We start from the raw sequence: 24,469 nt of genomic DNA, 5'->3' as shown, positions 1-24,469 counted from the left end.
CATACTGCGATCGCTCATAGCCGTTAGTGCAGCAGAGAATGGGAGTAACAGATTGAATATAACGGAGTCTATGATGACAACCCTAAAACAGCTAGAAGCCCAATTACTCTCGCTCAAACCCTCAGAGCAGGCTGCCATCATTCAACTACTTTCAAATAATTTGGCAAATACTTGGGAGGGCATTCGCAAAACACCTAACGTTGTAGGCGGTGATGCCTGTATCCGTGACACCCGTATTCCAGTTTGGTTACTTATTAGCTATCGACGACTGGGGCTTAGTGAAGCCAAACTACTAGAGAACTACCCTGACCTGACCGCAACTGATCTAGCAAACGCTTGGGCTTATGCGGCAACCTATCCTAATGAAATTGAGATCGCCCTCCGTAAACAGGATGAAGCATAGCCTATGGCTCGATTTTATGCTGATGAACAGTTTCCCGCTGCAGCAACAATTGCCCTAAGAACACTCGGACATGATGTATTGACTGTTCAGGAAGCAGGCAATGGCAATCAGTGTATTTCCGACTCAGACGTTTTAGCTTTTGCCACAAACAATCATCGAACCGTTCTAACGATTCAACCGTCATGACTTTATTCAACTCCATAAAACTTCACCAGTTCATGCGGGTATTATTGCTTGTACTGAAAACCCGAATTTTGAACGACTTGCAGAGAAGATTCACCACGCAGTGATTCAACTTGATAGTTTAGATAGCCAACTGATTCGGATTTATCGAGATGCTTAACGATGAAACACTACGCGATCGCGATGGTGAAAAGATGGTGTCCCAGTCAGCCTTCCCTCAAGAATTACAATTGTTTTCCGTGTTGGGTGTGCCTGTTCATCTGACCAATGACTATCTGGGCTGGCTGGTGTCTCAGGCAGAACAACAGCTTGGTTGCCATGTGGTGACGCTGAACGCCGAAATGACGATGCAGGCGGGGCAAAATCCGCAGCTTGCCGAGATTATCCAACAGGCAGAACTGGTGATTCCCGATGGCTCTGGCATCGTGCTGTATTTGAAGCTGTATGGTAAGCAGGTAGAACGCCGTCCCGGAATTGAACTGGCGGAAGGAATGCTGCAAGCCTTTGGCAAGTCGCGAGATTTGGGCACGGTGTTTTTCTATGGCGGACAGCCAGGAGTTACGGATCAGGCTGCGATCGCGTGGCACCAGCAGTGTCCGAGCTTAGCGATCGCCACCCAACACGGCTATCTCAAACCAGAGGAACAGCTTGGGTTTGAACAGCGCTTAGAAGGGTTGCAACCTGGATTAATTTTGGTGGGTTTGGGTGTCCCTCGGCAGGAATTCTGGATTGCGGAACATCGCCATCTTTGCCCTAATGCGATCTGGATTGGCGTGGGCGGCAGTTTTGATATTTGGGCAGGCACGAAAACCCGCGCTCCAGAATTCTTTCGTAAAAATCATCTAGAGTGGCTGTATCGCCTGTATCAAGAGCCGTGGCGCTGGAGGCGGATGCTGGCGTTGCCTCATTTTGCAGGGCGATCGCTGCTTTGGCGAATGACGAAAGGCGAATGATGAATGACGTTCGCGTAGCGTCTCCGTAGGAGATATGACGAATGACGAAGGGCGAATGATGAGTAGGGAGCTTTTTTGGATCTTCTGTGTTCTAATAAACGAGAATTTGCGACCGCTTCATTCCCATACCCATGACCCAAGGTTCAACTCGCTTGCCAGTTAAAGAAACCAACTCGGTGTTGCATCCGCCGGATGAGACGCAAACGGCGATCGTCTCTTTGCAGCAGGTTCACAAAGCTTATGGGAATGGCTTTAAGGCACTCACGGATATCAACCTGGAGATTCAAAGCGGCGACTTTTTGTTTGTCACAGGTCCTTCCGGGTCGGGTAAATCCACCTTTCTGAAGCTGCTCTATGGCGAGGAACGGACGACAGCGGGTGAGGTGAGGGTAGATGGGTTGAATGTCGGTGAGTTAAAGGGCGATCGCTTAGCAAAATTACGTCGTCGGATGGGAATTGTGTTTCAAGACTACAAGCTGATTCCCCGGCGCACAGTGGCGGAAAATGTGGCGTTTGTGCTGTGGGCACAGGGATATGGTCGGCAGGAGATTCAGCGCCGCCTCCCGCCTGCCCTCAAAATGGTGGGACTTCAACATAAAGCAGATAGTTTTCCTGATGAGCTATCGGGTGGGGAACAGCAGCGCGCCAGTATTGCTCGTGCGATCGTCAATACTCCGGCGATTGTGCTTGCCGATGAACCCACTGGTAACCTGGATGCTGATAACTCTTGGCAAGTGATCAAAATCCTCAAAAAGCTACATGCGATCGGCATTACAATCATCGTCACCACCCACGACGAAAGCCTGATTCGCCTTTCAAACCATCCCGTCGTTCAAATTCGCAATGGTCATCTTTACCGCCCTGAACCCAACCTCTGATACAGTTACAGCAATACCTAAATACATTAATTGACTCAGACCATAATCTTTCGGCGTTGCTGAATCGAGATATGAAATTCGTAGGGGCAATCCCTTGTGGTTGCCCTTCATCTCCGTCAGGGTAGGCACAAGACCTACCCCTACAGTCAAAAATCATGCTTCTATTCAGCAACGCCAATCTTTCAACTGCATTCCTAAATCGAGTAGTGTGGAAATTTAGGCGTAAATCCCTAACCACGCCACTCGACACCCACCACTTACTACTTGCTACCAGTGATGTCTAATATTTATACTGTCGAAATTCACCATCAGGGTACGACTCACACCATTCAAGTGCCCGAAGACAAAACCGTTTTGGAAGTTGCCGACGAGCTTCAGTTAGACTTGCCCAGTTCTTGCCATGCGGGGGTATGTACGACTTGTGCGGCTCAGCTTTTAGAAGGAACTGTTGACCAGTCCGAAGGCATGGGAATCAGCCCAGAGTTACAGGAACAAGGCTATGCGCTGCTGTGTATTTCCCATCCTCGCTCTAATCTGAAAGTTGAAACTGAAAAAGAAGACACGGTTTATAACCTCCAGTTTGGACAACCCCAAAAATAAGCTTGCTTATTGGAATAGTTTTTAGTTCTTTACTTGTATTGCGTCATGACTACCCATTTTATTACTGCCGAAATTGATCTACAAGAGTCGCCTTTGGCACTTCAACGCGAAGTAGAAGCAGAGTTGCAAAAGCGGGGTGAACCTCTACGTTGGGCAGTGACAGCGGTTGATTTAGAGCGCCAGAAGGCTGTAGTCGAAGCGATCGTCACTCAAGCAGAAGCGGTAACTCGTTAATAACTCATTATTTTAATGAAAGGCGAGAGGCGAAAGGCGAGAGGCGAAAGGCGAGAGGCGAAAGGCGAGAGGCGAAAGGCGAGAGGAAAACTCAAAACTTAAAACTCAAAACTTAAAACTCAACTCCAAACTCCGTACTCCGCACCCTGTAATTATGAAGCGCCCCTACACCGTTATGCTGATTGTGCCCACTGGAATTGGGGCATCCATTGGCGGCTATGCAGGAGATGCTTTGTCTGTAGCACGGGCGATCGCGGAGGTGGCAGATTGTCTGATCACCCATCCCAATGTTCTCAACGGCGCTCAGCTTTACTGGAATTTGCCCAACGCCTTATATGTGGAAGGCTATGGATTGGATCAGTTTGCAGCGGGGGATTGGGGCTTGCATCCGGTGCATCACAATCGAGTCGGGTTGATTCTGGATCAGGCAATTGAACCCGATTTGCGAGTCCGCCATTTGCAAGCTGCGGATGCGACTCGCGCCACTCTGGGACTAAGTTTGACAGACTATATCGTCACCGATATGCCCTTGGGCGTGAATTTGAAAACCGCAGACTCTGGGGCAACTTGGGGCACGGTTGACCATCCCGATAGCTTGCTGAGAGCGGCAGAGCAGTTGATCACAAAAGCGGGAGCCGAGGCGATCGCGGTGGTTGCCCGGTTTCCCGATGATGTGGACAGTGATGCTCTGCAAAACTATCGCCAAGGTCAGGGCGTAGACCCGCTTGCCGGAGCCGAAGCCGTGATTAGTCATCTGGTTGTTCGCACCTTTCGCGTTCCCTGTGCCCATGCTCCGGCGTTACTGCCCTTACCCCTGGATGCCACCATTTCTCCCCGCTCTGCCGCCGAAGAGTTGGGACACACCTTTTTACCCTGCGTGTTGGTGGGGCTGAGTCGGGCACCGCAGTTTGTCTTGGCTGGTAATGCTGCTTCGGGTGATCTGTGGGCAAATCAAGTGGATGCGATCGTCATTCCTGAAACCGCTTGTGGGGGAAGCGCTGTGCTGAGTCTCTGTCAGCAATCTCACACGAAAATTGTGGCAGTGCGCGAGAATCAAACCAGAATGCAGGTTCCACCGGAAGCATTGGGCATTGCGGCAATCCAGGTGAATTCTTACCTGGAGGCGTTGGGCGTGTTGGTAGCAGATCGGGCAGGCGTCAGCCTAGAGTCACTCAGTCCTGCGATCGCGCCTTTGCTTGCGGAAAATACCAAAATGAGTGGGAGATCGCCTGAAATGAACAAGCAACCAGGCTAACTGAGCAGGCAAATTACCAGTTTGTTGATGGCATCGTTGGGAGAGAGCAAAAGCGATCGCCTTGGTAGTAAGGAGTGCGCTCTATGGTTCCATGAAATAGCTAGCGATAAACTTTCCTTTCAATTTCAAACTTTACTCTAAATACAAGCTGTGCCTCTTGCTCCTACCGCTTGCATACAGAGTTTAAAACAGCCATCATCAAACAACTGTAAGACCTGGAAAAGAACGAATGTCTCTGATCGCGCAAGGAGTTGAAAAAGGTTTAATCAAATTTGATGATGAGCAAAAGCAGATTACCTATGTTCATCAAAAAAAGAAGAGAAATTATACCAACCCTGAAGAAAAGGTACAGGCGGAAACATTTCTTCAATTGATTTTGACCTACGGCTATGACACAAAACGAATTCGCTTGTTTGTGTCCGTCACGATGGGATCATCGGTGAAAGAAGCAGACATTATTGTTTACAACGATGATCCATGCCTATCGCCTCACATCGTTGTTGAATGCAAGAAACAGGATGTCTCAGAAGCAGAATTTGCTCAGGCAGTTGAACAGGCGTTTAGCTATGCGGTGGCAGAGGGAGCGAGTTTTGTTTGGGTTACATCTGGCATTAAGAATCAGTATTATCAAGTTCCGAAGGAAAAGCCAAAAGACCGGATCACTATCACCGATATTCCTCAATGTGGTGTCGCGAAGCTTGCAAGATATAAGTACGCGAAAGGCGGTGGTTCTTCTAATGGACAAAAGCTATTTGAGTTAGAGGTTGTGACTGAGGATGAGTTAACCCGCAGATTTAAGCAAGGGCATCAATCGCTTTGGGGCGGCGGGGAACTGAACCCATCTAGCGCATTCGATGAACTGGATAAGCTGATCTTCTGTAAGTTGTGGGACGAACGCAAAGCCCGAAGGAAAGGCGAACCGTATGATTTTCAGGTTTTTCAGATTTTTAATGAAAGCTTTGAGGGGAAAACGCCTCAAGAACTTGAGCAGCAAGCAAACGAAGAATTAAGTGAGCGCATTAAGGCGCTGTATGACGAAGGGCGAAAAAAAGATCCTGAAGTGTTTAAGGATGATATTCGTCTGAGTCCTGAAAAGTTGCGAACGGTGGTTGGTTATCTGGAAGGAATTAATCTAGGAGATACCGATCTGGATAGTAAAGGTCGTGCCTTTGAAACCTTTATGGGGTCATTCTTTCGGGGTGATTTTGGGCAATATTTTACGCCTAGAGCGATCGTTAAATTTATTGTGGATGTTTTACCGATCAACCATGAGTCTTTAGTGCTAGATAGTTCTTGTGGAAGCGGTGGATTTCTACTGCACGCATTAGACAAAGTTAGAAAACAAGCAGATGAGTATTATCCCAATCACGAAACTACTCCAAAAGAATATAACCAACATAAAGAACACTGGCATGAGTTTGCAGCCAATAATCTGTTTGGGATTGAAATTAATGAACAGATTGCTCGTGTTGCCAAGATGAATATGATTATTCACGATGATGGGCACACCAATGTGATTGCATCGGATGGGTTACGCGGCAGCGAGGATTTAATCAAACGAAGTGGCAATGCAGGATTTGCCTATAGTCGTTTCAATTTTATTATTACCAATCCGCCCTTTGGTTCGGTGATTAAACAAACCGAGCAAGCCTATATGAATCAATATGGCTTTGCCTTGAAGCCTGAAGATTGGTTGAATCCTAAAAGCAGATCCACACCGAGAGAAACCCAAAATACTGAAATTTTATTTATTGAACAGTGTCACCAGTTTTTAGTAGAAGGGGGCTATTTGGCGATCGTTGTTCCTGATGGCGTTTTGACTAACTCTAGTTTGCAATATGTGCGAGATGGCATTGAAGATAAATATCGGATTGTTGCAGTAGTTTCCCTACCTCAAACGGCGTTTCAAGCAACGGGAGCAGGGGTCAAAAGTTCGGTGTTGTTTTTGCGGAAACATAGCCAATCCACAACTGAAAAAATTCAGAATCGAAAGTTTGATCTGCAAGAACAGATTAAACAGAGTAATGATTATCTGAAGCGATTAGAGAAACTTGAGAACGACAAAAAGCGCCACATTCGAGATTTGCGTGGTTTTGAAAATCCTCAAAGTTTATCGGGGAAAGCGTTGACCGAATTGGAAGCCTATAAGGAATGGAAAAAAGCGATCGCGGCTGAATATAACGAACAAATTGATGCGCTGAAAGAGGCATTGACTGAGCAATATGCTGAAGAAAAACAGCGATCGCTCGATGATTACCCAATCTTTATGGCGATCGCTGAGAACATCGGCTACGACGCAACCGGAAAACCCACCAACCTCAATGAATTAGATTTTATTGGTGAAGAACTTGCCCGGTTTATTGAAGCGATCGATCGAGGAGAAGCATGAGTTTTCAACTTTCGCCTGACGTTGATGACAATAAGATTTTTCTAGTTAATTTGAGTGAAGTTAACGAAAGATTAGATCCTAACTTTATTAAAAAATCTAGATTGCTGAAAAGTATTTTAGCAAACTCACAGTTTTCATTTCAAGAATTCGGCAACTATATAAAAAATATCCAGTATGGTATCTCCCAAATTTCAAACACAGAGCAAAAAGGAATACCAATGATTAGGATGAATAATTTACAAGGAGATGAGTGGAACTTTTTAGATTTAAAGAATATTGAGCTTACGAGTGAAGAGATTAATTTATATCGACTTAACAAAGGAGACTTACTTTTCAACCGTACTAACTCAAAAGAATTAGTAGGAAAATGTGGCGTATTTCGAGAAGAAGGTGATTGGGTTTTTGCTTCTTATCTTATTCGTGTTCAAGTAGATGAAACAAGGTTACTTCCTGATTTCGTATCAACTTTCCTGCGTCTATCTGTAGGACGGCTACAAATTGATGGGTTAAGTAGACAAATTATCGGAATGACGAATATAAATGCTGAAGAAATTAGATCATTACAGATTCCAAGTGTACCTTTATCTCTTCAGAAACAAACTGTTTTTAGAATGGACGCTGCTTATGATGCGAAAAAGCAAAAGGAGGCAGAGGCACAGCGGCTCCTTGACAGCATAGACGATTACCTTCTAAGCAAGTTGGGCATTAATCTACAAGAACCAGAAGAAAACACCATTCAAAATCGAGTTTTCTTCTGCAATTTAAGAAGTGTTGTGGGTAGAAGATTTGATCCACTTTATCACTCTGGTAATATCTATAAATTCATTGAAAGCTCAAGTTATAGCTTTGAGTATATTTCTAGGCTCACTGTTTACATGAAAACAGGTTTTGCTTCAGGAAAACAGGATCAGTCGAATGATGAGCAAGATGTTATCCAAATAAGATCAACAAACATCAGTGATGAAAGAGAGTTTATTTTTACAAGAAACGTTTACATTCGTAAATCAGAGTTGCTGAATAGAAAAAATGATGTATTGCAAATTGGCGAGGTCTTATTTAACAACACAAATAGTCAAGAACTTGTAGGAAAGTCTATATTTTTTGATTTAGACGATTCCTATTTTTGCTCAAATCACACAACAAGAATTGGCGTGCAGCAAGATAGAGTTGATCCCCAATATTTAACTCATATACTTAATCTTTATCAACGCAAACAAGTCTTTTTTAAAATATGTACAAATTGGAATAATCAATCTGGAGTAAATGTTAACGTTTTAGGTCAAGTTAAGGTTCCTATTCCACCGCTCGAAAAACAAATTGAAATCGTCGATCGCATTACGACAATTCGCAATCAAGCTAAACAACTTCGACAAGCTGCCGCCGCCGAGTTAGAGCGGGCAAAACAAGAAGTCGAAGCGATGATTTTAGGCGAATCATAAAAGCGAGACACACGATAACACAGAAACAACTGAATCTTTTCGAGTTTGGTGCATGAATTTGAGAGTAGCGATCGCGATCGCGCGATCGCAGAGGTAAGTCAGGAGGTCTCTCAGATAGCGGCTTGAGCCATTCTCTCTGTCCTCAGTTTGACCAAAGCTATCGATCGCAAAAAGTACCATACTGAAGTTAGCCAGGAAGATACCCATGAGAGCCTACGAATTTCCAGCAAAAGTCACAGCAGATGGACAGTTAGAATTGCCACCTGAATTACAGGTACGTCTGCGTCATCGACCGTCTGTTCGGGTTATTGTCCTTTTAGACGAAAGTGACGATGAATCTGAAAATTGGGCAACAATAACGGCAAAACAATTTCTTTCTGGGTACAGCGCAGCGGATGAAGTTTACGATCGCTTATAAAACATGACCCGTTATCAATCCGGCGCAATCCTGCTGCTAAATTTTCCGGCGTTGCTGATTGCAGCTATGATTTCCCTCATCCCCAACCCTTCTCCCCAAGGAGAAGGGAGCTAGAAATCTTATTCCCTCGCCCGTTGGGAGAGGGCTAGGGTGAGGGCAAATTTAGGCGTTCATAGATCAATTCAGCAACGCCAATTTTCCCTTTACCAATGAAGGTTCAAAGCGTCGTCCTGCTTTGGTTTTATTGGATACTGGCGATGCGGATGTGGTTGTTGCAAGAGTCACCAGCCAATCTCCCCAAACAGAGTATGACGTTCCATTAGAAGAATGGCAAAATGCAGGATTAGTCTTACCGTCGACTGTTCGCTTACATAAGATTGCAACATTAGAAAAGTCTTTCGTTGAACGCCAGTTAGGTTGCTTGACAGCGGATGATTGGCAGCGAGTTCAAAAAATCTTGCAACAAATATGGACTTCGATTTCCTAACTGTTAGATAACGTCTGAGGGTCGGAACTGAGCTTAGGATAGGCAATTCGTTTGTGGTTAAACTGCTGCCACACCTTACCTGGCTAAAATTCCCGACCAGATACCAACACTATCCCAGCAACCAAAATAGCAATAACTCCAATTTATAAAAACTATGAAAGCGATTGAAACCACTGCCACCATTAATGATCTGGGTCAACTCACTCTTGACGATCCACTTGTCTTAACCAAATCTCGTCGGGTTCGAGTCATCGTCCTGATTTCTGAAGACGACGAACCTGACCCCGATGACACCCCCGACGAAATTATTCTCGAAGGAATTCGTCAAGGCTTACACGAGGCGTTCACCGGACAAACCATCCCTCTAGCTCAATTGTGGGACGGAATTGATGCCGACTGACCCACCCCCCTCCAAATCGACCTCCCTCCCCGCTTCCAGCGCGACCTCCGCGATCTTGCTAAACGCTATCGCCAGATTCGTGCAGATCTCCAACCCCTAATTGAGCAACTCCAAGCGGGTGAACTTCCGGGCGATCGCATTGCTGGAGTGAACTACACCGTTTTCAAAGTCCGTCTCAAAAACAGCAATATCCAAAAAGGCAAAAGTGGTGGCTATCGAGTCATGTATTACGTCAAAACTGCTGATCGAATTATTCTGGCAACAATCTACGCCAAGTCAGATCGTGCTGATGTTGATACTGAAGTGATCGAAGATGCGATTCCCGTAGGGATCGTTTCACGAATCGCTAAATACGAAACGCGATGTGCAACTAATTTGCCCTCATCCCAACCCTTCTCCCCAAGGAGAAGGGCTTTCAGACATTTCCGGTTCCCTCTCCCACTGGAGAGGGCTAGGGTGAGGGCGTTGTTTTAGGAAAGTCGCACATCGCGTTACGAACAACAAATCCAATTACCTGATGAGCTTCCATGAGGGAGTCGCATCATTGAAATGTCTGAATTCATCAGCAAAGCTTGTTAGTATTTAGCCGTTGCCTTTTTTTACATCGCCCTTTTTTTCTTTCCTATCCTGTGGCAGATCCTTTTTCTGATGATCCTGAATTGATCCCGTTGACACGCACCCAAGTGTTAATCGCGATGGGAGTAACAGCGCTGCTGTTGTTGCTGGTGAGCAAACTGTGGGTCAAGTTTGGGTCGGGGCTAATGTTGCCGATCGCCTGGTCTAGCGAACATGCCCTGATGGGAATCGGGTTAGGGGTGGGCATCACTCTAGCCAGTTCAGTTGTTTATGCAGTGTGGGCGGAGTATCGCCAGAGTGCCGATTACTACCTAAAAATGGTCCTAAAACCGCTGGTGTTTCCCGACATTATTTGGTTGGGCTTGCTGCCGGGACTGAGCGAAGAATTGCTGTTTCGCGGGGTGATGCTGCCGACCTTTGGATTGGATGCGATAGGCATTCTGTTTTCGAGCCTCTGTTTTGGCATGTTGCATCTCAGCAGCTTTAAGCAATGGTCTTATGTGGTGTGGGCAACGGCGATCGGGGGCGTGTTGGGAGTTAGCGCTTTGATAACCCATAATTTGCTGGTGCCGATCGTGGCGCATGTCACTACTAATTTCATTTCAGGCTGCATCTGGAAATGGCGCGGCTTCAAAGAGGATGTCTCCTAAAGTAATTGCCCCAAAAAAGATGAGGACAAACCTATTTTGTGTAAGGCGATCGCGGCTTGATTTCCCAACTCCGCACTTCTTACTCCGCACTCTGCTTTACTCGATCGCGTCCTCTTCACTCTGACCCGATCGCCTAAAAAACTTGCAGATACCGCGTTTAGAGCCGCGAATGAATTGGCACCATTCCTGCACCAAAGCAGACTCAATCTGCTCTAGTTCATCGGTTGCCTGAGAAATATTGAGTCCAGAGCCATACAGCACTTTGAGCGCTTGTTTCAGGTCGCGGCGATCGCTAGCAGTGAATCCGGCTCGACGTAAACCAACGACATTCAATCCCATAATCGTGTTGGGGCTAACGCTGCGGGTAATGCAAAAGGGCAACACATCTTTTTGCACAGCGGAACCACCTGCCATCATTGCCAATCTGCCGACGCGGGTAAACTGATGCACCAAGCAGTTGCCGCTAATGAAAGCGCGATCGCCCACTTCCACATAACCCGCCAGCAGTGCGCCGTTTGCCACAATCACATCATCGCCTACCTGAACATTGTGCGCCGCGTGGCTTTGCGCCATAAACAAGCAGCGATCGCCAATTTCTGTGACCGTGCCTGCTTTCGTCCCACGATGAATCGTCACGCCTTCCCGAATCACGCAGTTTTCGCCAATTCGCACAAAGGATGCTTCCTGTTTAAATGCCAAATCCTGCGGCACATCGCCCAACACTGCCCCAGAGTGAACCTTACAGCCTGCACCCAAGGTCGTGTAGGGCAAAATCGTGACGTGGGGATTGATTGTGCAGCGATCGCCAATTTTGACGCTGTGGCCAATATAGGTAAATGCTCCCACCATCACGCCCTCGCCCACTTCTGCACCCGATTCAATCACTGCGGTTGGGTGTATCATCCTGCCTTCACTTCCATGCTGTATGCCATCTCAAACTTAGGACTATGCCCTTCGTAATCCCTTATACTCGCTCTGTTTCCCCTATGCAAGCCTGAGACAACCCTGTAGGTCTAGATTAGCTGGCAGTGACGTGAAACCAGTGATTCAAGAAATCGTAAATTATTTCAGCCATAATAGTGTCCATTGACCAGTTAGGGTTGTGATGGTGACGATGAGCGCAAACAGTCCAGTGATTCCACGCCAAGGTGCCGAGTTACTCTGTCAGGCGATCGCGACGATTCACCAGTATCACCCAGAATGGTTCATCGAAAAAATTCGTCACCATGATTGGCAAAAGCCACAGGTTCAAGATGCATTAGTCAATAAATTAGCTGGTTTGCTGGATCAGGAGTCCGCCCAAGAGCAGACTCAGAGAATTCGACAACTGCTCCAGCAATTCTTTCTGCCTGCTTTTTTTGAATCCTCCGCTTTTCAGGAATTGCAAGCTCAACTGAATCTGCTAGAAAGTGCCTCGACGGAGCCATTGGCTATCCCGAATCACCAACCTTACTTAAATGGGAAATTGGTTGAATCGAACCGGGCGATCGCCCTGCTGTTACTAGACGCTGAAAACTTGAAACTCGATATTCCCCAGGAAAACTTTCTAAGAAATATCTGTACATTGCCACTACAAATCAAAATTGCTTTTGCAAATTGGAAAGCCTGTGGCAAATACGACGAAGAATTGCATCAACGGGGATACGACCTGATGCATGTGCCCAGCGGAAATGATATGGCAGATGGCAAGATGATTGTCATGGGTTCTTCCATCCACGACCATTATCCAACGGTTCAGGAAGTGTTGGTTTGCTCCTCGGATAAGGTCATGACCAACCTGCATACGAAACTGAGCCAGCAAGGGTTAACGGTGTATCAGGTGCGAAAACAGCAGGATGGGGCGATCGCGATCGTTAACAGTAATACTGGACAAACGTTCACCTGTCCTAAAGTGGTGGTTCCCACGATTCCGCCCTTGGAAACTTGTATCACTCATCTGAAAGAAATCCTTCGCGCTGAACAACAAAAAACCGGAATTCTGTGGATTGAATTGGCTAAAATTTCTCAACTGTTTCGAGATAAATATAAATTTTCAATTAGTCAACTGGTAACCATTCACCAGCCAGGAAAACGAGCCAGAGAGTTATTTATTGACCGACCAGAAGAGTTTGTCGTGCATCAAGCTTCGGAACAAGCAGCACTCTATATCGCGTTGTTTGAAGCTGCGATCGCAACGCCTTTAGGTGAAACAGCACTACCGAATTCAACCGAGCTACAGAAAAAAGCTGGATTAACTGCGCCGCCATCTCTAAATAACGGTAAATCGGTTCAGCCTAATCCCCCTTCTGCTGAATTCCCCTTAAAAACAGCAAACGATTTAGAAACAGCGATCGCGAAAATTATCAAATCTTCAACCCAAAAAGATCCAGACGGCTTTGTGAATATCTCGGCGATCGGCAGCCAGTTCCGCCAACAATATCAACAACCGATTACAGCAGTTTTAAAGCAGCTAGAGATTAACAAGAGATATCCGACCTTTCTCCAAGCCTGTCCAAAACTGGTGGTTCAGCAAAAAGGCAACCTGTGGAGAGCGCGACTTCGATAGACAAAATTGTCTCAAATGAGTTCCTGTTAGCCGAGAGCGATCGCTGAGGGTGGGTGTACGCTCAACTCTCACGCTATATGTGACTCTATTTTCAGCGGGGTTTTTATGCTCTATCCCTCATGCAGCAAGCTGTCTAGCTAGGTTGTCACCCATTAAGCTCAAATGCTGGGAGCAGAGATACTTGCAACCGCAAAACTTCAGGTTACTGCTATGTTTCCTGTGAAGCTTTTTCAGAGCGGTTGAGGGCAAATCGATGAGCCAACACTTCGGACTAAGCCTTACCCAAGTAAATAATTCAGATAAATGGGCGATCGCGCTTATCCTCAGTCCTACTTGCGATCACCGGCTGCTTGATTGCGAGAAAACTCCAAAGCTCTGGCAATACGGATGGTGCCTTGGGGAGCAACATAGGCAACTTCGGGATAGTACTGAGCAGGCGGGTTTTCGGGTGATCTAGCCACAAAATCGGCAATGCGGATCTGGTTGGGTTCCATTTGTAGCGCCATGATCAGGCATTGAGCATTGCCTTTTGCACCTGCATGAGCAGTACCGCGCAACCGCCCCCAAACCAGAATATCCCCTGTGGCAACCACGGAACTGCCGGGATTCAAATCGCCCAAAATAATCACGGTGCCATTATGCCGCACATCACCACCCGATCGCAGCGTGGTTTGCAAATACAGCGGTTCTTCCATTGCTTGGGCAGACTCAGCGCCAGTCGGGTTCAGCTGGGCAATGGAGGATTGTTGCTCCACCGAATAGCCAGTAGTGGCAGCGGCAACAGCAGTTTGGCGACGGCTGGTATACACACGGGTGAGGCGAAGTTGCGCTTCGGTCAAGGCATCGGCGATCGCCTGAAGTTGGCGCCCATCTAGCAAGCGATCGCGGGCAATCAAATGGACTGACGTATCGGGCTGCCAAAGCCGCTCTCCCGCATTCAACCGCTGTTTAAGCTGCTGCAACACCTCCGACCAGGTTAACGAACTCGCAGGATTCTCGGCTTCCAGTTCAATTTCTGGCGGCAACATCAGCAGGAGTTTGCCATCCTCACTTTTGAGCCGCACCTGAAGATCCCGATCCTGCAAGCCCTCTGTGGGGGTGTCGGGATTGGCTGCTGTGGGAGCGTCGCCCTCCAAATCAAGCGCGATCGCAGCCATCTCTGGAGCAGCATCAGAAATCGGTGGGGCAGAGGAAGGAACTGAAGTATCAGGAGTCATAGATCAAGCGGTTTATGGCAGCAGTTTGCTGTGATTTTAGCGACCCAGAGTGTGCCTTTGCACAAAAACCCGAGGCAATCATTATAGGCAGACAGGGGAAAATCAGCATAAATCCTGGGTTAAAAGTGATCATCAAAAAAGTGGATAGACAAGGGCAAAACCTGTTTTAAGCATCTAACCTTACGACCTGCTTTCTATCCTCTAGGCTGACTCATGGCTGCCGAAAAATTCCAAATACGGAGGTAAACCCATGCAGAAAGGTGCTGTCGCCAACGGGACCGATTTCTCCATTGCAGAAAAAGCCACCTAGAGAAAGATTGGGCAAATAGCGATTGAACAAGAGAGAATCGAAATCAGGCTCACCATAAAGCCCCTCGCCTCTTCCCGTGCAGGAAAACATCAAGGCTCCACTACCCGACAATGTAGAAGCAGGATGGCTGGAAGTGTAGCGGAGCAGCAAGGTTTCCAAATCTTCTGCGGAGGCTTTGGCATCTCGCAGATGAAACTGAACGCGCTGACCAGGACGAATTCGATCGCCAATTGCGATCGCCCCCACTCTGGGATCAACTCCAATCAACTGCCGAATCAAAAAATCGCCCTGTTCCAATGTTTGCTTAAACTCACTTTGAGCAACGCCAATGAATAATGAATGTTGTGCCAATTCGCGATCGTCTTCATCCAGCGTTTGGATCAACTCTTGCAGCACTTCCAGCGGCGTTCCCTTCTGAGACACCCTCGACCCGCTTCCCGCAGACGCAAAACTGAGATCTGCTTGATCGAGCGCCAGCATAATATTTCGCTCACCCTCCGTCACCAAGTAAGGCTGACCAATCGGGCGGCATCCTTGCGCCACGATCGCATCCAGCACAATATTACCGCTGAGCGCCACGCCAACCATGCCTTCTTGATGTAAATAGCTATCACAAAAAATTCCACCAGAGTTCGTGATACTCCCGCTGATCAAGCCGCCAATTTTAGTCGATCCTGCATAGGCAAAATCCAGCCCTTGCAACAAGTCATTCAGCCGCCCAAAAGACGGGTCTCCCAGCAGCACAAACTGGGGCTGCTCGTCAGGAGAAATCCCAATCACGTCTACCCACGCCTTTGGAGAACTATCTAAATCGGGTAAATCTTCGGAGGATAGATGAAACGTATGCACATGAACCTCTGGAAGGGATGCCAGCATTAACGTTAAAGCAGGTTCGCCCTCTGCTTCACGAGGGGTGCCCTGACCATCCATCCCGGTGATTCCAGACCCACCACAGCCAATCAGAGGAACTCCTGGCAACTGATCTTGCAACAAAGGCATTAACCGAGAATATTCACTCGCAAAGGCAGACGAAATGAAAATTAACGCTAGATCAGGAGACGTTTGCAGCGCCGCTTGGGTTTGTTGCACCACCTCAGCGATCGCCGCTTCCAACGAAGGACGAGTCGATAAAAAACTTGCCCACTTCATTTGTCTTCTCAGCGGCTCTGCCATTGTAGTTTCCTCCATTGGACTGACCTCATAAAATTTAGGATGGATTGCCAAAGTGCCTCTAACCCAAGGAATTTTTACTGAATTAATAAAGTATTCTTGTAAACTCTTGTAAACATAGTTGTAGGAGATATTCTTGCAAAGAATCGGGTGAAAAAACCGCCGCCAAATCACTGATTCCAATCAAGCCTTTATTCAAGGAAGGGCGACTTCGCGTTACACTAACGCTAGGTCACATTTAGAGTGATTGCTTTCTGTATCCTAGATGGTACATGAGACATTTAATCTGTTTATCATTTATGCTCATCATTGGGCAGTCCTATTTTTAACGGTTGAGGTAGCTCACCACCCTCCTAATCTCCTTAAAAAGTTGTCTGGAAAACATTCATCATGAGCGACATTAAGCAAAAAATTGAAGAAGAGCTACAAGAGGCTCGCGAAGTGTGCGATATAAAAGGGGGCGGCTCACCAGAGTGTGCTGCTGCTTGGGATGCCGTTGAAGAACTGCAAGCAGAAGCTTCTCATCAGAAACAAGTGAAGCCTAAAAACTCCCTTGAAAAGTATTGCGATGATAATCCTGAAGCGGCTGAATGTCGCATTTATGACGATTAAAAGTAGTACTAGTTTCTAGAAATTGGTTGATTTGTAGTCTCCAAGATTTATAAAGTAGCTTGAATGCGAGTCTGTATTCAAGCTACTTTGTTTTGTGCAATCCTTTTCTCGTTTCTCCTAATACCGTTATGCAAAGCCCTCCTTGGCTCCCCTCTGTCGTTTGGACTGATTATCGACTCGCTGTTTTATTCACAGTTTTGTTTCCATTGGCGTTACTGATTTGGGCGTTCGTTCAAAAATCAGAGTCGATTCAGCATTTGCTGATTATCTATTGGCGAGTTGCTAGCTTGCTAGCAATTACGGTGGGGTTATTTATAGCCGCAATTCCTCTAGGTTTTTTGACAGGTTGGATTGCCAAAATTCTCATCCCGCTGTCTTTGTGGTTTTGGGTAGATCTGAATTATGAGATTAATGAACAGCCCAAGAGCCAATTGAAACTGGCATTTAGCGCGTGGCGGTGGGGGGTGACGTTTTATACGGTGGTGGGCGCGATCGCGGCAATTCCAGTGCTTCAATGTGCCTTTTTACCGTCAAAGCAACTGATCGCTCAGCCGTTCTGTAGCATTTGGCTTCAGCCCCCTTGGATATTTAAGCAATATTTTATGGGTGGCATGAAGCCTTATACCATCGGGCTACTATCCACCTTGGCACTGGTCATCTACATTCTATATTTGGGCTATTTTGTGTTTGTGCGGTTGGGTAAGCAAGGACGTTCTGCCACTAGCGTTTAACCAAACTACTAACTAAACCACTGTCTAATACCATTGTGAATAAACTCTTGCGCTTAGAGCAATACACTTTGAAACGCCCTCAAGAACTGCTGCTCGTGAAGGCAAGTATTGACGACGAACTGGACGAAGTGGCTATCTTTAAAGGCTTTTCCAGTTCTTTAACTCGTCCCACGGCGTTTGATCCTGATGTGCCCGTGCTGCCAGATACTGCCATCATTGTTGCGATCGATCGCCTCCGTAGTCCTTACAATCCCGATGCACCACAATACATCCAAAAAGGGCTAACCTGGGACGCGATCGAGCCACTATTGACCCAGGTAGGAGTTTAGTCCGGAGGGAAGTATCGAAGATAGAAAATAGAAGGGTAACTGGTGATTTCTAGTTGGGATTTCTGCCTAAAGATCACTATTTTTTTAGATCTTTACCATTTTTTAGGCGGCTTTTTCTAAAGAAAGTGTTATCTTCCTCTGTGTGTAGTGTGCGGAGTTAATCTATGGTTTCGTCTCCTGTCAGATTGCAGAAAGTGGGCAATATTGCCATACCTGCGGAGTCTTTGACCCATCAACTGCCTAAAGATATAAGCAAAGTGCTACCCGATACAGGGAGTGCAGGGTTTGCGGCTGGAACGTTGTCTTTGCCTGAAAGTCGCCTGTTTGGTACGGATGGGATTCGGGGACGGGCAGGAGAACTACTGAGTGCGCCGTTGGCATTGCAGGTTGGTTTTTGGGCAGGGCGGATCTTGCTGGCAAATGCCGCTGAGATTGGACCTGTGGTGATTGGGCAAGATTCTCGCAATTCCAGCAGCATGTTGGCGATGGCGCTGTCTGCGGGGTTGACGGCGGCTGGGCTAGAAGTGTGGGATTTAGGATTGTGCCCCACGCCCGCAGTTGCCCATGTGACGAATGACAGTGCGGCGATCGGCGGGGTGATGATTTCTGCTAGCCACAATCCGCCGCCCGATAACGGTATCAAGCTTTTTGGGGCAAATGGCAGCAAGTTGGCGATCTCCCTCCAAAATCAAATCGAAGCTGCCTTAAGAGGGGCTGTCCAAGACTTTATTCAACCTGCCATTAGCGGTTGGGGAACTCATTATCACCGTCCAGAGTTAGCCAAAGACTACTGCACCGCCATTCAGAAAACCCTGCACTCTAGCGCGAATGAGTTGCCCTTAAGCGGGATGCGAGTGGTGCTAGATTTAGCCTGGGGTGCCGCTGTGGAGCTTGCGCCGATCGCCTTTCAAGCCTTGGGTGCAGACGTGATTTGTTTGCATGATCAACCCAACGGCGATCGGATTAATGTTCACTGTGGCTCTACCCATTTGGGCACCCTTCAGGCAGCGGTCAAAGCCCATCAAGCAGACTTGGGGGTTGGCTTTGATGGCGATGCCGATCGCGTGTTGGCGGTTGATAATTTGGGTCGCCCTGTAGATGGCGACTATATTTTGTACCTATGGGGCACTGCGCTCAGACAAACTAATCAACTGCCTGGAAACACGATTGTGGCAACAGTGATGTCCAATCTAGGCTTTGAGCGTGCCTGGGAAAAACAGGGCGGCACGTTGGTGAGGGCGGCAGTAGGCGATCAATATGTTCATGCAGAAATGCTCAGTCACGGTGCCATGTTGGGCGGCGAACAGTCTGGGCATGTTTTATGTCGTCATTATGGGGTCAGCGGTGATGGGCTATTAACGGCTCTTCATTTGGCGCAGTTAGTCAAGCGATCAGGCGGATCGTTGGCTGATTTGGTTGATCAGAGTTTTCAAACATTTCCCCAGCAGCTAAAAAATGTGCGGGTTGAAGATCGGGCGCGGCGGGTAAACTGGCAAGACTGCGAACCGTTGATGCAGGCGATCGCGGCTGCCGAGACTGCAATGGGGGATCAAGGACGGGTACTGGTGCGCGCCTCTGGAACCGAACCCTTGATTCGCGTGATGGTGGAAGCCGCCAGCGAAGAACTGGTTCTCCACTGGACTAACACGTTGGCATTAGCCGCCCAACGTCACCTAACTTAGGCGTGTAGTGTGGCGCAAAAGTGACCCGGAAACCGATAAACTTTCCGCTAGTAGGCTGAGTTTTTAGGAGAAAACCGCGTGAGTAGCGAAGCAACTGAGACGATTTTTAGCAAGATTATTCGTAAGGAAATTCCGGCGGATATTGTATATGAAGATAATTTGGCGATCGCGTTTCGAGATGTAAACCCGCAAGCGCCTGTGCATATTTTGGTGATTCCGAAAGAGGCGATCGCCCAGCTGTCGGATGCAGAATCTAAAGATCATGCATTAATGGGACATTTACTGCTTACTGTAAAACACGTCGCTGAACAGGAAGGGCTAGCGAAGGGCTATCGAGTCGTGATTAACAATGGCGATGATGGCGGACAAACAGTACATCACCTGCATCTGCACATTTTGGGTGGACGACAAATGATGTGGCCGCCGGGTTAGGAGGGTGGGGGAGTTTTGAGTTTTAGTAGGGGTTTAGCATTCGGAATGTAATTCTTTGGGTAAAGGCAGAGATCATTGCCCGAATGCCAAACCCGTACAATTGGTTAGCGTTTTACCGTGAGTTGGCGTTCTAAAGCGCCAATGCCATAGTCTGCGATTAGGGCGATCGCGGCGGCGGGAACCGCTCCTGCCAAAATCAATTGGTTGTTGACCACGGCGATCCCGCGAAAAATAAACACGCCCAATCCACCGGCACCGATCGCTGCGGCAATGGTGGCAATGCCCACGGCAATCACGACGGCGACCCGCACACCTGCCAAGATTACGCCCAACGCCAGCGGCAGTTCCACACGGGACAGCAATTGCCAGTCGGTCATGCCCATGCCCCGCCCTGCTTCTCGCACAGCCGGATCGACGTTCATAATCCCGGTATAAGTGTTGCGGATGATGGGCAAGAAAGAATAAACAGTCAGGGCAATAATGGCGGGAGCGGCTCCAATGCCAACCAGAGGAATTAGTAAGCCGAACAGCGCCAAACTCGGAATCGTTTGCAGAATATTGGCGATCGCGAGTACGGGTTGACGCAGCGCCTTTTTGCGGGTGATCAAAACACCTAGGGGAATGCTGATCAGAATGGCGATCGCGACGGCAATGCCCACCAGTAAAAGATGCTCTCCCGTGCGCTGCACAATCTCGGAGCCATAGCGAATCAAAAAGAAATCTTGCATAGTTAGGCTCCCACTACAAATTTGGGAACCGATCGCAGCGTGTTGAGAAAGGTTTGGGCTTCAGGGTGGGGCGATCGCGCAAAAGCTTCTGGGGTGACTAATTCCACCAAGCGCCCTTTTTCTAGTAAGCCGATTCGCGATGCCAAAATGAAGGCTTCTTGAATGTCGTGGGTAACAAACACGACGGTTTTGTTGAGATCCTGCTGCAAACGGCGAAACTCCTGCTGCAATTCCATCCGAGTGATCGGATCGAGCGCCCCAAACGGTTCATCCATCAGCAAAATTGGCGGGTCAGCCGCTAGCGATCGCGCCACACCCACCCGCTGCCGCTGCCCCCCCGACAGTTGATGCGGATAGCGACTGGCGAACTCCGCCGGATCAAGCCCGACCTTGTGCAGCAATTCGTGGACGCGAGCTTTGACCCGCTGGGGTTTCTCGCCTTGCAACGTCGGCACCACTCCCACATTTTGCGCGATCGTCAAATGTGGAAACAAGCCCGTTTCTTGAATCACATAGCCAATTTGTCGTCGCAGTTGAATCTCATCCCAATCGGTCGTTGCCTTACCTCGAACTAGCACTTGCCCAGACGTAGGTGCCAGTAAGCGATTAATCAGCTTCATAGTGGTAGTTTTGCCAGAGCCGCTGCGCCCTAAAAGCACCAAAAACTCACCTGTTTCGATTGTGAAGCTTAAGTCGGACAGGAGCGATCGCCCATTCGCCTCAACTTCAACCTGCTGAAACTGCACAATTGGCTCGGCTGCTGCGATGCGGCTTGCTTCGTTCCACTCCATGCCTGCTCGATTTCCTAGCTTCACTGCCTCCTAACCCTACCATTTGGCAAATCGTTATTGCCAACCCCCAACGGCAATGCGGCAGGCAAGGATAAATGGCATTGCTGAATTTGGGAATGATTCTGTAGGGGCAATCCCTTGTGGTTGCCCTGAACCCCACCTTGTGGTTGCCCTTAACCCCGCCTTGGGTAGGCACAAGACTTACCCCTACCGAAATCCGAAATCTTTCATACCATCATTCAGCAACGCCGGATGAATTATCTTTTCACTCGATAAATATTCAGCGGTTTGGGCTGTCCTTTGACCGGGTGCGGTGGCAGAGCTTCCGTTACAAAGCTATTAGGGAGGGCTTGTTGGGTGGCATCCGTCATCAAAATCGGTTCTCCCACCTCCTTGGTCAACGATTCCACTCGTGACGCAATGTTAATCGTGTTGCCGATCGCCGTATATTCCAACCGCCGACTGGAACCAATGCTGCCGACTACCGCAATTCCAGTATGAATACCAATGCCCATGGCTAAAGGCGCTACTCCCTGTTGTTCCAACTGGCGATTGATGCCTTTCAAACTGACCAACATTTCTTGGGCAGCAGTCACAGCTTGCGCGGCATGGTCAGACAGATTTTCGCCCACTCCAAACAGCGCCATAAAACCATCGCCCAAAAACTTGTTGACCATACCCCCATGGCGTTGCTCGACGATTTCTACCATTTCAGTCAGAAACAGGTTAAGCAGCGTCACAATATTTTGCGGCGATTCGGTCGAGCAGCGACGAGTAAAGTTGCGTAAATCGGCAAATACTACGGTGAGTTCTTGCTCAATGCCGCCCAAGTTTGGGTCACGCTGCAAAATTTGGCTGGCGGCTTGTTCGCCCACATGTTGCCCAAAGGTTTCGCGAAGCTGCTGCTTTTCTTGCAGTTCTGCAATTAAGTAGTTGATCTCATCAATCAATGGACCAAATTCATCGGCGCGTAAGGATGTAATTCGGGCATCAAGGTTACCGTTCGCCACTTCAGTTGCCACGCGCTGGAGTTCTTTAATCGGTTCAATCACCAGTTGGCTGACCATCCAGGCACTCGTTAGGCTGAAAAGGATGCCCAAGGTGCCAACCGCGATCGCAAACCAGGCATCTTTCTGTTCACAAGTGTGTGGCGCAACCACCAGCAACAATAACGAGGCGATCGGGCAAATGCTGCCGCAAAATGCTAGAAATACCCAGCGCCAGCGCAAATTGAGGGGAAAAGTGCCGGGAGTTTGAGCAGGGTGAGCATCTTGGAACAAAATTGGATAGAGCAACTGCTGCGTCAACAGTTCGATGGAGAAAAAGCCGTGGGTGGTCGCAATTAGGGTTGCCACGATGAAAGAGATGGGTAAATCAAACCAGAGGCGGGGGTTGAGTGTGCCCGGAGCCAGGGAAAGCGTCAATAAGAAAACGGGAATGCAGAACAGCCAGAGACTACCCGAAATCGCCATGCCCCACCAGGGCAAATTGATCACTCGCTGTCGGGCTTTGAGCAAGCGATCGGCTGAAATGGGTTGATTGTGCAGCAGCTTGTGGCAAGGGCGATGTAGAACCAAGACTGTCCAAATCCACCATGCTGCTCCCACGGGGTAAACCACTGCATTAAACACCGCCACAGTGCCTAAAAACACCGACAATTGTTCGGCGCTCAACACTGGTCGAACGTAGGTGAAGTTGTACCAAATATTGAAGGCACTACCAATCAACTGAGCCAGTGTGGGCGCACCGATCACCAAGGCTAGCCGTCGCCCCAATGGGTTATACCAAGCAGCCTGAGATGCGATCGCCGTGAGGGACTCGCTTTGCGCGATCGCTGGCTCAATTCTCATGTTCATCTCCCTAGTTACGCCGTCCTTAGAATCAATCAGGGAATTTCAGTCTGTTTCAGGAAATTTCCTGGTTGATCTACACCCTAGCTTCTTCAAACCATCCCCTGCATAGGTAAGGTAGTGGTGTGTGAAACAATAAATTTGAGAAGTAGAGAAGTTAAGCAGTAAAGGGGTGAAGAAGTTTCGGCGTTGCTGATTGCAGCTATGATTTCCCTCATCCCCAACCCTTCTCCCCAAGGAGAAGGGAGCTAGAAATCTTATTCCCTCGCCCAACGGGCTAGGGCTAGGGTGAGGGCAAATTTAGGCGTTCATAGATCAATTCAGCAACGCCGAGGTTTCTACTGTATGCTCTTTACCCATTAGATTGAGATTGACAGGCTAGCCCTGCAATATAATCTGCTGATGGTCACTGCAAACCCACGAAAATTTGATCGCGTCCGTGGACTACAGACCGAAAACTGGCGATAGTCATAAAAATTGGGTTGATCAAACCATCGGCTAATCTAAGCCGCTAGAGAGAAAGGAGCGATCGAGATGCGGCTAAAACACGCGATCAATTGGCATAAAGGTTTGACCGCGATATTTGTGTTGGGGCTAATGGTGGCGTATCAAAATTTTACGGTGGGCGCGTGGGTTTATCTGGCGCTGCATGGCACTTATGGCATTCTTTGGCTAGTCAAAGATCGGATTTATCCTGATCGGCAGTGGGAACAAGAAATAACTATAGGCATGGGAGTGGTTACCTTTGTCCTGTTGGGATTGTATTGGGTTGCGCCCTTTTTATTGATTCGCTCTGGTGTAGTGCCACCCTTGCCGTTAGTGGCTGGGGCGATCGCCTGCAATATTATTGGGGTCTTTTTGCATTACACTAGCGATGCTCAAAAGTACTACACCTTGAAGTATAATCCCGGATTAATTACGGAAGGCTTTTTTGCAAAGTGTCGGAACACCAATTACTTAGGCGAGATTTTGATTTATAGTTCTTTTGCGGTGCTGACTTGCCACTGGGCACCATGGCTAATTTTGGCAACGTTTTTCAGCGCTGTTTTTGTGCCCAATATGCGAAAGAAAGATCAATCCCTCTCCCGCTATCCAGAATTTGCTAGCTATCAGATGCAGTCTGGATTAATTGTGCCAAAGCTTGTAAATTTGGGTGCTTGGTCTAATTCAACTCAGACCGATGCTCAGTCTTCTTCAGAACTTTAAT

Annotated in this window: 29 protein-coding genes; 22 read left to right on the top strand and 7 right to left on the bottom strand. The window is 47.9% G+C overall.

What is annotated here, in order from left to right:
* The first annotated feature begins 70 nt into the window (after nt 1–70).
* The 10 genes from AB3R30_RS04350 to AB3R30_RS04305 all read left to right on the top strand — a co-directional run bounded on the left by AB3R30_RS04350 (nt 71) and on the right by AB3R30_RS04305 (nt 8,334).
* A complete protein-coding gene (locus tag AB3R30_RS04350; protein WP_458647917.1) occupies nt 71–403 on the top strand; it encodes a DUF433 domain-containing protein in 333 nt (110 codons plus the stop codon).
* Nucleotides 404–406: 3 nt separating this feature from the next.
* Nucleotides 407–589: a DUF5615 family PIN-like protein gene (locus AB3R30_RS04345; protein WP_458647916.1), complete on the top strand. Its 183-nt coding sequence runs from the start codon at nt 407–409 to the stop codon at nt 587–589.
* 4 nt (nt 590–593) lie between these two features.
* Nucleotides 594–746: a hypothetical protein gene (locus AB3R30_RS04340; protein WP_458647956.1), complete on the top strand. Its 153-nt coding sequence runs from the start codon at nt 594–596 to the stop codon at nt 744–746.
* Nucleotides 739–1,539: a WecB/TagA/CpsF family glycosyltransferase gene (locus AB3R30_RS04335; protein ID WP_458647915.1), complete on the top strand. Its 801-nt coding sequence runs from the start codon at nt 739–741 to the stop codon at nt 1,537–1,539. The genes AB3R30_RS04340 and AB3R30_RS04335 overlap by 8 nt, the downstream gene beginning before the upstream one ends.
* Nucleotides 1,540–1,670: 131 nt before the next feature.
* Nucleotides 1,671–2,417: a cell division ATP-binding protein FtsE gene (ftsE, locus tag AB3R30_RS04330; protein WP_458647914.1), complete on the top strand. Its 747-nt coding sequence runs from the start codon at nt 1,671–1,673 to the stop codon at nt 2,415–2,417.
* A 276-nt stretch (nt 2,418–2,693) separates the two neighbouring features.
* The gene (locus AB3R30_RS04325; RefSeq protein ID WP_458647913.1) at nt 2,694–3,017 is read left to right on the top strand and encodes a 2Fe-2S iron-sulfur cluster-binding protein; all 324 of its coding nucleotides are present in this window, start codon (nt 2,694–2,696) and stop codon (nt 3,015–3,017) included.
* Between the two features lie 45 nt (nt 3,018–3,062).
* A complete protein-coding gene (locus tag AB3R30_RS04320) occupies nt 3,063–3,251 on the top strand; it encodes a hypothetical protein (RefSeq protein ID WP_458647912.1) in 189 nt (62 codons plus the stop codon).
* A gap of 154 nt (nt 3,252–3,405) precedes the next feature.
* Complete coding sequence (locus AB3R30_RS04315; RefSeq protein WP_458647911.1) at nt 3,406–4,506, top strand: DUF3326 domain-containing protein; 1,101 nt, start codon at nt 3,406–3,408, stop codon at nt 4,504–4,506.
* A gap of 229 nt (nt 4,507–4,735) precedes the next feature.
* Entirely contained in the window at nt 4,736–6,895 is a 2,160-nt protein-coding gene (locus tag AB3R30_RS04310) for an N-6 DNA methylase (protein WP_458647910.1), read from the top strand.
* Entirely contained in the window at nt 6,892–8,334 is a 1,443-nt protein-coding gene (locus AB3R30_RS04305; protein ID WP_458647909.1) for a restriction endonuclease subunit S, read from the top strand. Before AB3R30_RS04310 ends, AB3R30_RS04305 begins: the two co-directional genes overlap by 4 nt.
* On the opposite strand, the gene AB3R30_RS04300 is transcribed toward AB3R30_RS04305, so the two are convergent.
* Nucleotides 8,329–8,541, bottom strand: coding sequence for a hypothetical protein (locus AB3R30_RS04300; RefSeq protein WP_458647908.1), 213 nt, complete (start codon nt 8,539–8,541; stop codon nt 8,329–8,331). The two genes, AB3R30_RS04305 and AB3R30_RS04300, sit on opposite strands and share 6 nt — an antisense overlap.
* Between AB3R30_RS04300 and AB3R30_RS04295 the strand changes: the two genes are divergently transcribed.
* The 5 genes from AB3R30_RS04295 to AB3R30_RS04275 all read left to right on the top strand — a co-directional run bounded on the left by AB3R30_RS04295 (nt 8,540) and on the right by AB3R30_RS04275 (nt 10,865).
* On the top strand, nt 8,540–8,752 hold the full coding sequence (locus AB3R30_RS04295; RefSeq protein ID WP_458647907.1) for a hypothetical protein: 213 nt from the start codon (nt 8,540–8,542) through the stop codon (nt 8,750–8,752). The genes AB3R30_RS04300 and AB3R30_RS04295 overlap by 2 nt on opposite strands.
* Nucleotides 8,753–8,924: 172 nt before the next feature.
* A complete protein-coding gene (locus tag AB3R30_RS04290) occupies nt 8,925–9,239 on the top strand; it encodes a type II toxin-antitoxin system PemK/MazF family toxin (RefSeq protein ID WP_458647955.1) in 315 nt (104 codons plus the stop codon).
* A gap of 154 nt (nt 9,240–9,393) precedes the next feature.
* Complete coding sequence (locus tag AB3R30_RS04285) at nt 9,394–9,639, top strand: type II toxin-antitoxin system RelN family antitoxin (RefSeq protein ID WP_458647906.1); 246 nt, start codon at nt 9,394–9,396, stop codon at nt 9,637–9,639.
* 147 nt (nt 9,640–9,786) lie between these two features.
* On the top strand, nt 9,787–10,113 hold the full coding sequence (locus tag AB3R30_RS04280) for a hypothetical protein (protein ID WP_458647905.1): 327 nt from the start codon (nt 9,787–9,789) through the stop codon (nt 10,111–10,113).
* 155 nt (nt 10,114–10,268) lie between these two features.
* Nucleotides 10,269–10,865 carry a CPBP family intramembrane glutamic endopeptidase gene (locus AB3R30_RS04275; RefSeq protein WP_458647904.1) on the top strand — a complete coding sequence of 199 codons (597 nt, stop codon included), beginning with the start codon at nt 10,269–10,271 and terminating at the stop codon, nt 10,863–10,865.
* Nucleotides 10,866–10,961: 96 nt separating this feature from the next.
* On the opposite strand, the gene lpxA is transcribed toward AB3R30_RS04275, so the two are convergent.
* Nucleotides 10,962–11,768 (bottom strand): acyl-ACP--UDP-N-acetylglucosamine O-acyltransferase, encoded by an 807-nt coding sequence (gene lpxA / locus AB3R30_RS04270; RefSeq protein ID WP_458647903.1) that lies wholly within the window; start codon nt 11,766–11,768, stop codon nt 10,962–10,964.
* A 202-nt stretch (nt 11,769–11,970) separates the two neighbouring features.
* Here lpxA and AB3R30_RS04265 point away from each other — a divergent pair, with 202 nt between their 5' ends.
* On the top strand, nt 11,971–13,410 hold the full coding sequence (locus AB3R30_RS04265; protein ID WP_458647902.1) for an NYN domain-containing protein: 1,440 nt from the start codon (nt 11,971–11,973) through the stop codon (nt 13,408–13,410).
* A gap of 329 nt (nt 13,411–13,739) precedes the next feature.
* Here AB3R30_RS04265 and minC read toward each other — a convergent pair whose 3' ends face one another.
* Both minC and AB3R30_RS04255 read right to left on the bottom strand, forming a co-directional pair.
* Nucleotides 13,740–14,627: a septum site-determining protein MinC gene (minC, locus tag AB3R30_RS04260; protein WP_458647901.1), complete on the bottom strand. Its 888-nt coding sequence runs from the start codon at nt 14,625–14,627 to the stop codon at nt 13,740–13,742.
* A 211-nt stretch (nt 14,628–14,838) separates the two neighbouring features.
* Nucleotides 14,839–16,125 carry an FIST signal transduction protein gene (locus AB3R30_RS04255; protein WP_458647900.1) on the bottom strand — a complete coding sequence of 429 codons (1,287 nt, stop codon included), beginning with the start codon at nt 16,123–16,125 and terminating at the stop codon, nt 14,839–14,841.
* 372 nt (nt 16,126–16,497) lie between these two features.
* Between AB3R30_RS04255 and AB3R30_RS04250 the strand changes: the two genes are divergently transcribed.
* The 5 genes from AB3R30_RS04250 (at nt 16,498) to AB3R30_RS04230 (ending at nt 19,893) form a co-directional block, all read left to right on the top strand.
* Nucleotides 16,498–16,719: a CP12 domain-containing protein gene (locus AB3R30_RS04250; protein ID WP_458647899.1), complete on the top strand. Its 222-nt coding sequence runs from the start codon at nt 16,498–16,500 to the stop codon at nt 16,717–16,719.
* Nucleotides 16,720–16,847: 128 nt separating this feature from the next.
* Nucleotides 16,848–17,450, top strand: coding sequence for a DUF3177 family protein (locus AB3R30_RS04245; RefSeq protein ID WP_458647898.1), 603 nt, complete (start codon nt 16,848–16,850; stop codon nt 17,448–17,450).
* 35 nt (nt 17,451–17,485) lie between these two features.
* Nucleotides 17,486–17,779, top strand: a complete 294-nt coding sequence (locus tag AB3R30_RS04240; protein ID WP_458647897.1) for a DUF7734 family protein — start codon at nt 17,486–17,488, stop codon at nt 17,777–17,779.
* Between the two features lie 164 nt (nt 17,780–17,943).
* Nucleotides 17,944–19,461 carry a phosphoglucosamine mutase gene (glmM, locus tag AB3R30_RS04235; RefSeq protein WP_458647896.1) on the top strand — a complete coding sequence of 506 codons (1,518 nt, stop codon included), beginning with the start codon at nt 17,944–17,946 and terminating at the stop codon, nt 19,459–19,461.
* Between the two features lie 78 nt (nt 19,462–19,539).
* A complete protein-coding gene (locus tag AB3R30_RS04230; protein ID WP_458647895.1) occupies nt 19,540–19,893 on the top strand; it encodes a histidine triad nucleotide-binding protein in 354 nt (117 codons plus the stop codon).
* 104 nt (nt 19,894–19,997) lie between these two features.
* Here AB3R30_RS04230 and AB3R30_RS04225 read toward each other — a convergent pair whose 3' ends face one another.
* The 3 genes from AB3R30_RS04225 to AB3R30_RS04215 all read right to left on the bottom strand — a co-directional run bounded on the left by AB3R30_RS04225 (nt 19,998) and on the right by AB3R30_RS04215 (nt 23,262).
* Nucleotides 19,998–20,621, bottom strand: coding sequence for an ABC transporter permease (locus tag AB3R30_RS04225; protein WP_458647894.1), 624 nt, complete (start codon nt 20,619–20,621; stop codon nt 19,998–20,000).
* A gap of 2 nt (nt 20,622–20,623) precedes the next feature.
* Nucleotides 20,624–21,436 (bottom strand): ATP-binding cassette domain-containing protein, encoded by an 813-nt coding sequence (locus tag AB3R30_RS04220; RefSeq protein WP_458647893.1) that lies wholly within the window; start codon nt 21,434–21,436, stop codon nt 20,624–20,626.
* Between the two features lie 233 nt (nt 21,437–21,669).
* On the bottom strand, nt 21,670–23,262 hold the full coding sequence (locus tag AB3R30_RS04215) for an adenylate/guanylate cyclase domain-containing protein (protein ID WP_458647892.1): 1,593 nt from the start codon (nt 23,260–23,262) through the stop codon (nt 21,670–21,672).
* A gap of 534 nt (nt 23,263–23,796) precedes the next feature.
* Between AB3R30_RS04215 and AB3R30_RS04210 the strand changes: the two genes are divergently transcribed.
* Nucleotides 23,797–24,468, top strand: a complete 672-nt coding sequence (locus AB3R30_RS04210) for a DUF1295 domain-containing protein (RefSeq protein ID WP_458647891.1) — start codon at nt 23,797–23,799, stop codon at nt 24,466–24,468.
* Nucleotide 24,469 lies beyond the last annotated feature (1 nt).

Origin of the sequence: Sivoneniella epilithica UHCC 1019 (genome assembly GCF_040830845.1) — a bacterium.
Classification (GTDB): Bacteria; Cyanobacteriota; Cyanobacteriia; order Leptolyngbyales; family Leptolyngbyaceae; genus ULC077BIN1.
The sequence above is the reverse complement of the archived record's forward strand: the minus strand, read 5'-3'. Positions and strand labels throughout refer to the sequence as shown.

Excerpts from the sequence above, each read along its gene's own strand:
- AB3R30_RS04255 (WP_458647900.1), bottom strand. The coding sequence starts at position 16,125 with ATGGAGGAAACTACAATGGCAGAGCCGCTGAGAAGACAAATGAAGTGG.
- AB3R30_RS04335 (WP_458647915.1), top strand. The coding sequence starts at position 739 with ATGCTTAACGATGAAACACTACGCGATCGCGATGGTGAAAAGATGGTG.
- AB3R30_RS04210 (WP_458647891.1), top strand. The coding sequence starts at position 23,797 with ATGCGGCTAAAACACGCGATCAATTGGCATAAAGGTTTGACCGCGATA.
- ftsE (WP_458647914.1), top strand. The coding sequence starts at position 1,671 with ATGACCCAAGGTTCAACTCGCTTGCCAGTTAAAGAAACCAACTCGGTG.
- AB3R30_RS04215 (WP_458647892.1), bottom strand. The coding sequence starts at position 23,262 with ATGAGAATTGAGCCAGCGATCGCGCAAAGCGAGTCCCTCACGGCGATC.
- AB3R30_RS04305 (WP_458647909.1), top strand. The coding sequence starts at position 6,892 with ATGAGTTTTCAACTTTCGCCTGACGTTGATGACAATAAGATTTTTCTA.
- AB3R30_RS04350 (WP_458647917.1), top strand. The coding sequence starts at position 71 with ATGATGACAACCCTAAAACAGCTAGAAGCCCAATTACTCTCGCTCAAA.
- AB3R30_RS04250 (WP_458647899.1), top strand. The coding sequence starts at position 16,498 with ATGAGCGACATTAAGCAAAAAATTGAAGAAGAGCTACAAGAGGCTCGC.
- minC (WP_458647901.1), bottom strand. The coding sequence starts at position 14,627 with ATGACTCCTGATACTTCAGTTCCTTCCTCTGCCCCACCGATTTCTGAT.
- AB3R30_RS04225 (WP_458647894.1), bottom strand. The coding sequence starts at position 20,621 with ATGCAAGATTTCTTTTTGATTCGCTATGGCTCCGAGATTGTGCAGCGC.
- glmM (WP_458647896.1), top strand. The coding sequence starts at position 17,944 with ATGGTTTCGTCTCCTGTCAGATTGCAGAAAGTGGGCAATATTGCCATA.
- AB3R30_RS04315 (WP_458647911.1), top strand. The coding sequence starts at position 3,406 with ATGAAGCGCCCCTACACCGTTATGCTGATTGTGCCCACTGGAATTGGG.
- AB3R30_RS04325 (WP_458647913.1), top strand. The coding sequence starts at position 2,694 with ATGTCTAATATTTATACTGTCGAAATTCACCATCAGGGTACGACTCAC.
- AB3R30_RS04300 (WP_458647908.1), bottom strand. The coding sequence starts at position 8,541 with ATGGGTATCTTCCTGGCTAACTTCAGTATGGTACTTTTTGCGATCGAT.
- AB3R30_RS04265 (WP_458647902.1), top strand. The coding sequence starts at position 11,971 with ATGGTGACGATGAGCGCAAACAGTCCAGTGATTCCACGCCAAGGTGCC.
- AB3R30_RS04295 (WP_458647907.1), top strand. The coding sequence starts at position 8,540 with ATGAGAGCCTACGAATTTCCAGCAAAAGTCACAGCAGATGGACAGTTA.
- AB3R30_RS04310 (WP_458647910.1), top strand. The coding sequence starts at position 4,736 with ATGTCTCTGATCGCGCAAGGAGTTGAAAAAGGTTTAATCAAATTTGAT.
- AB3R30_RS04245 (WP_458647898.1), top strand. The coding sequence starts at position 16,848 with ATGCAAAGCCCTCCTTGGCTCCCCTCTGTCGTTTGGACTGATTATCGA.
- AB3R30_RS04345 (WP_458647916.1), top strand. The coding sequence starts at position 407 with ATGGCTCGATTTTATGCTGATGAACAGTTTCCCGCTGCAGCAACAATT.
- AB3R30_RS04285 (WP_458647906.1), top strand. The coding sequence starts at position 9,394 with ATGAAAGCGATTGAAACCACTGCCACCATTAATGATCTGGGTCAACTC.
- lpxA (WP_458647903.1), bottom strand. The coding sequence starts at position 11,768 with ATGATACACCCAACCGCAGTGATTGAATCGGGTGCAGAAGTGGGCGAG.
- AB3R30_RS04320 (WP_458647912.1), top strand. The coding sequence starts at position 3,063 with ATGACTACCCATTTTATTACTGCCGAAATTGATCTACAAGAGTCGCCT.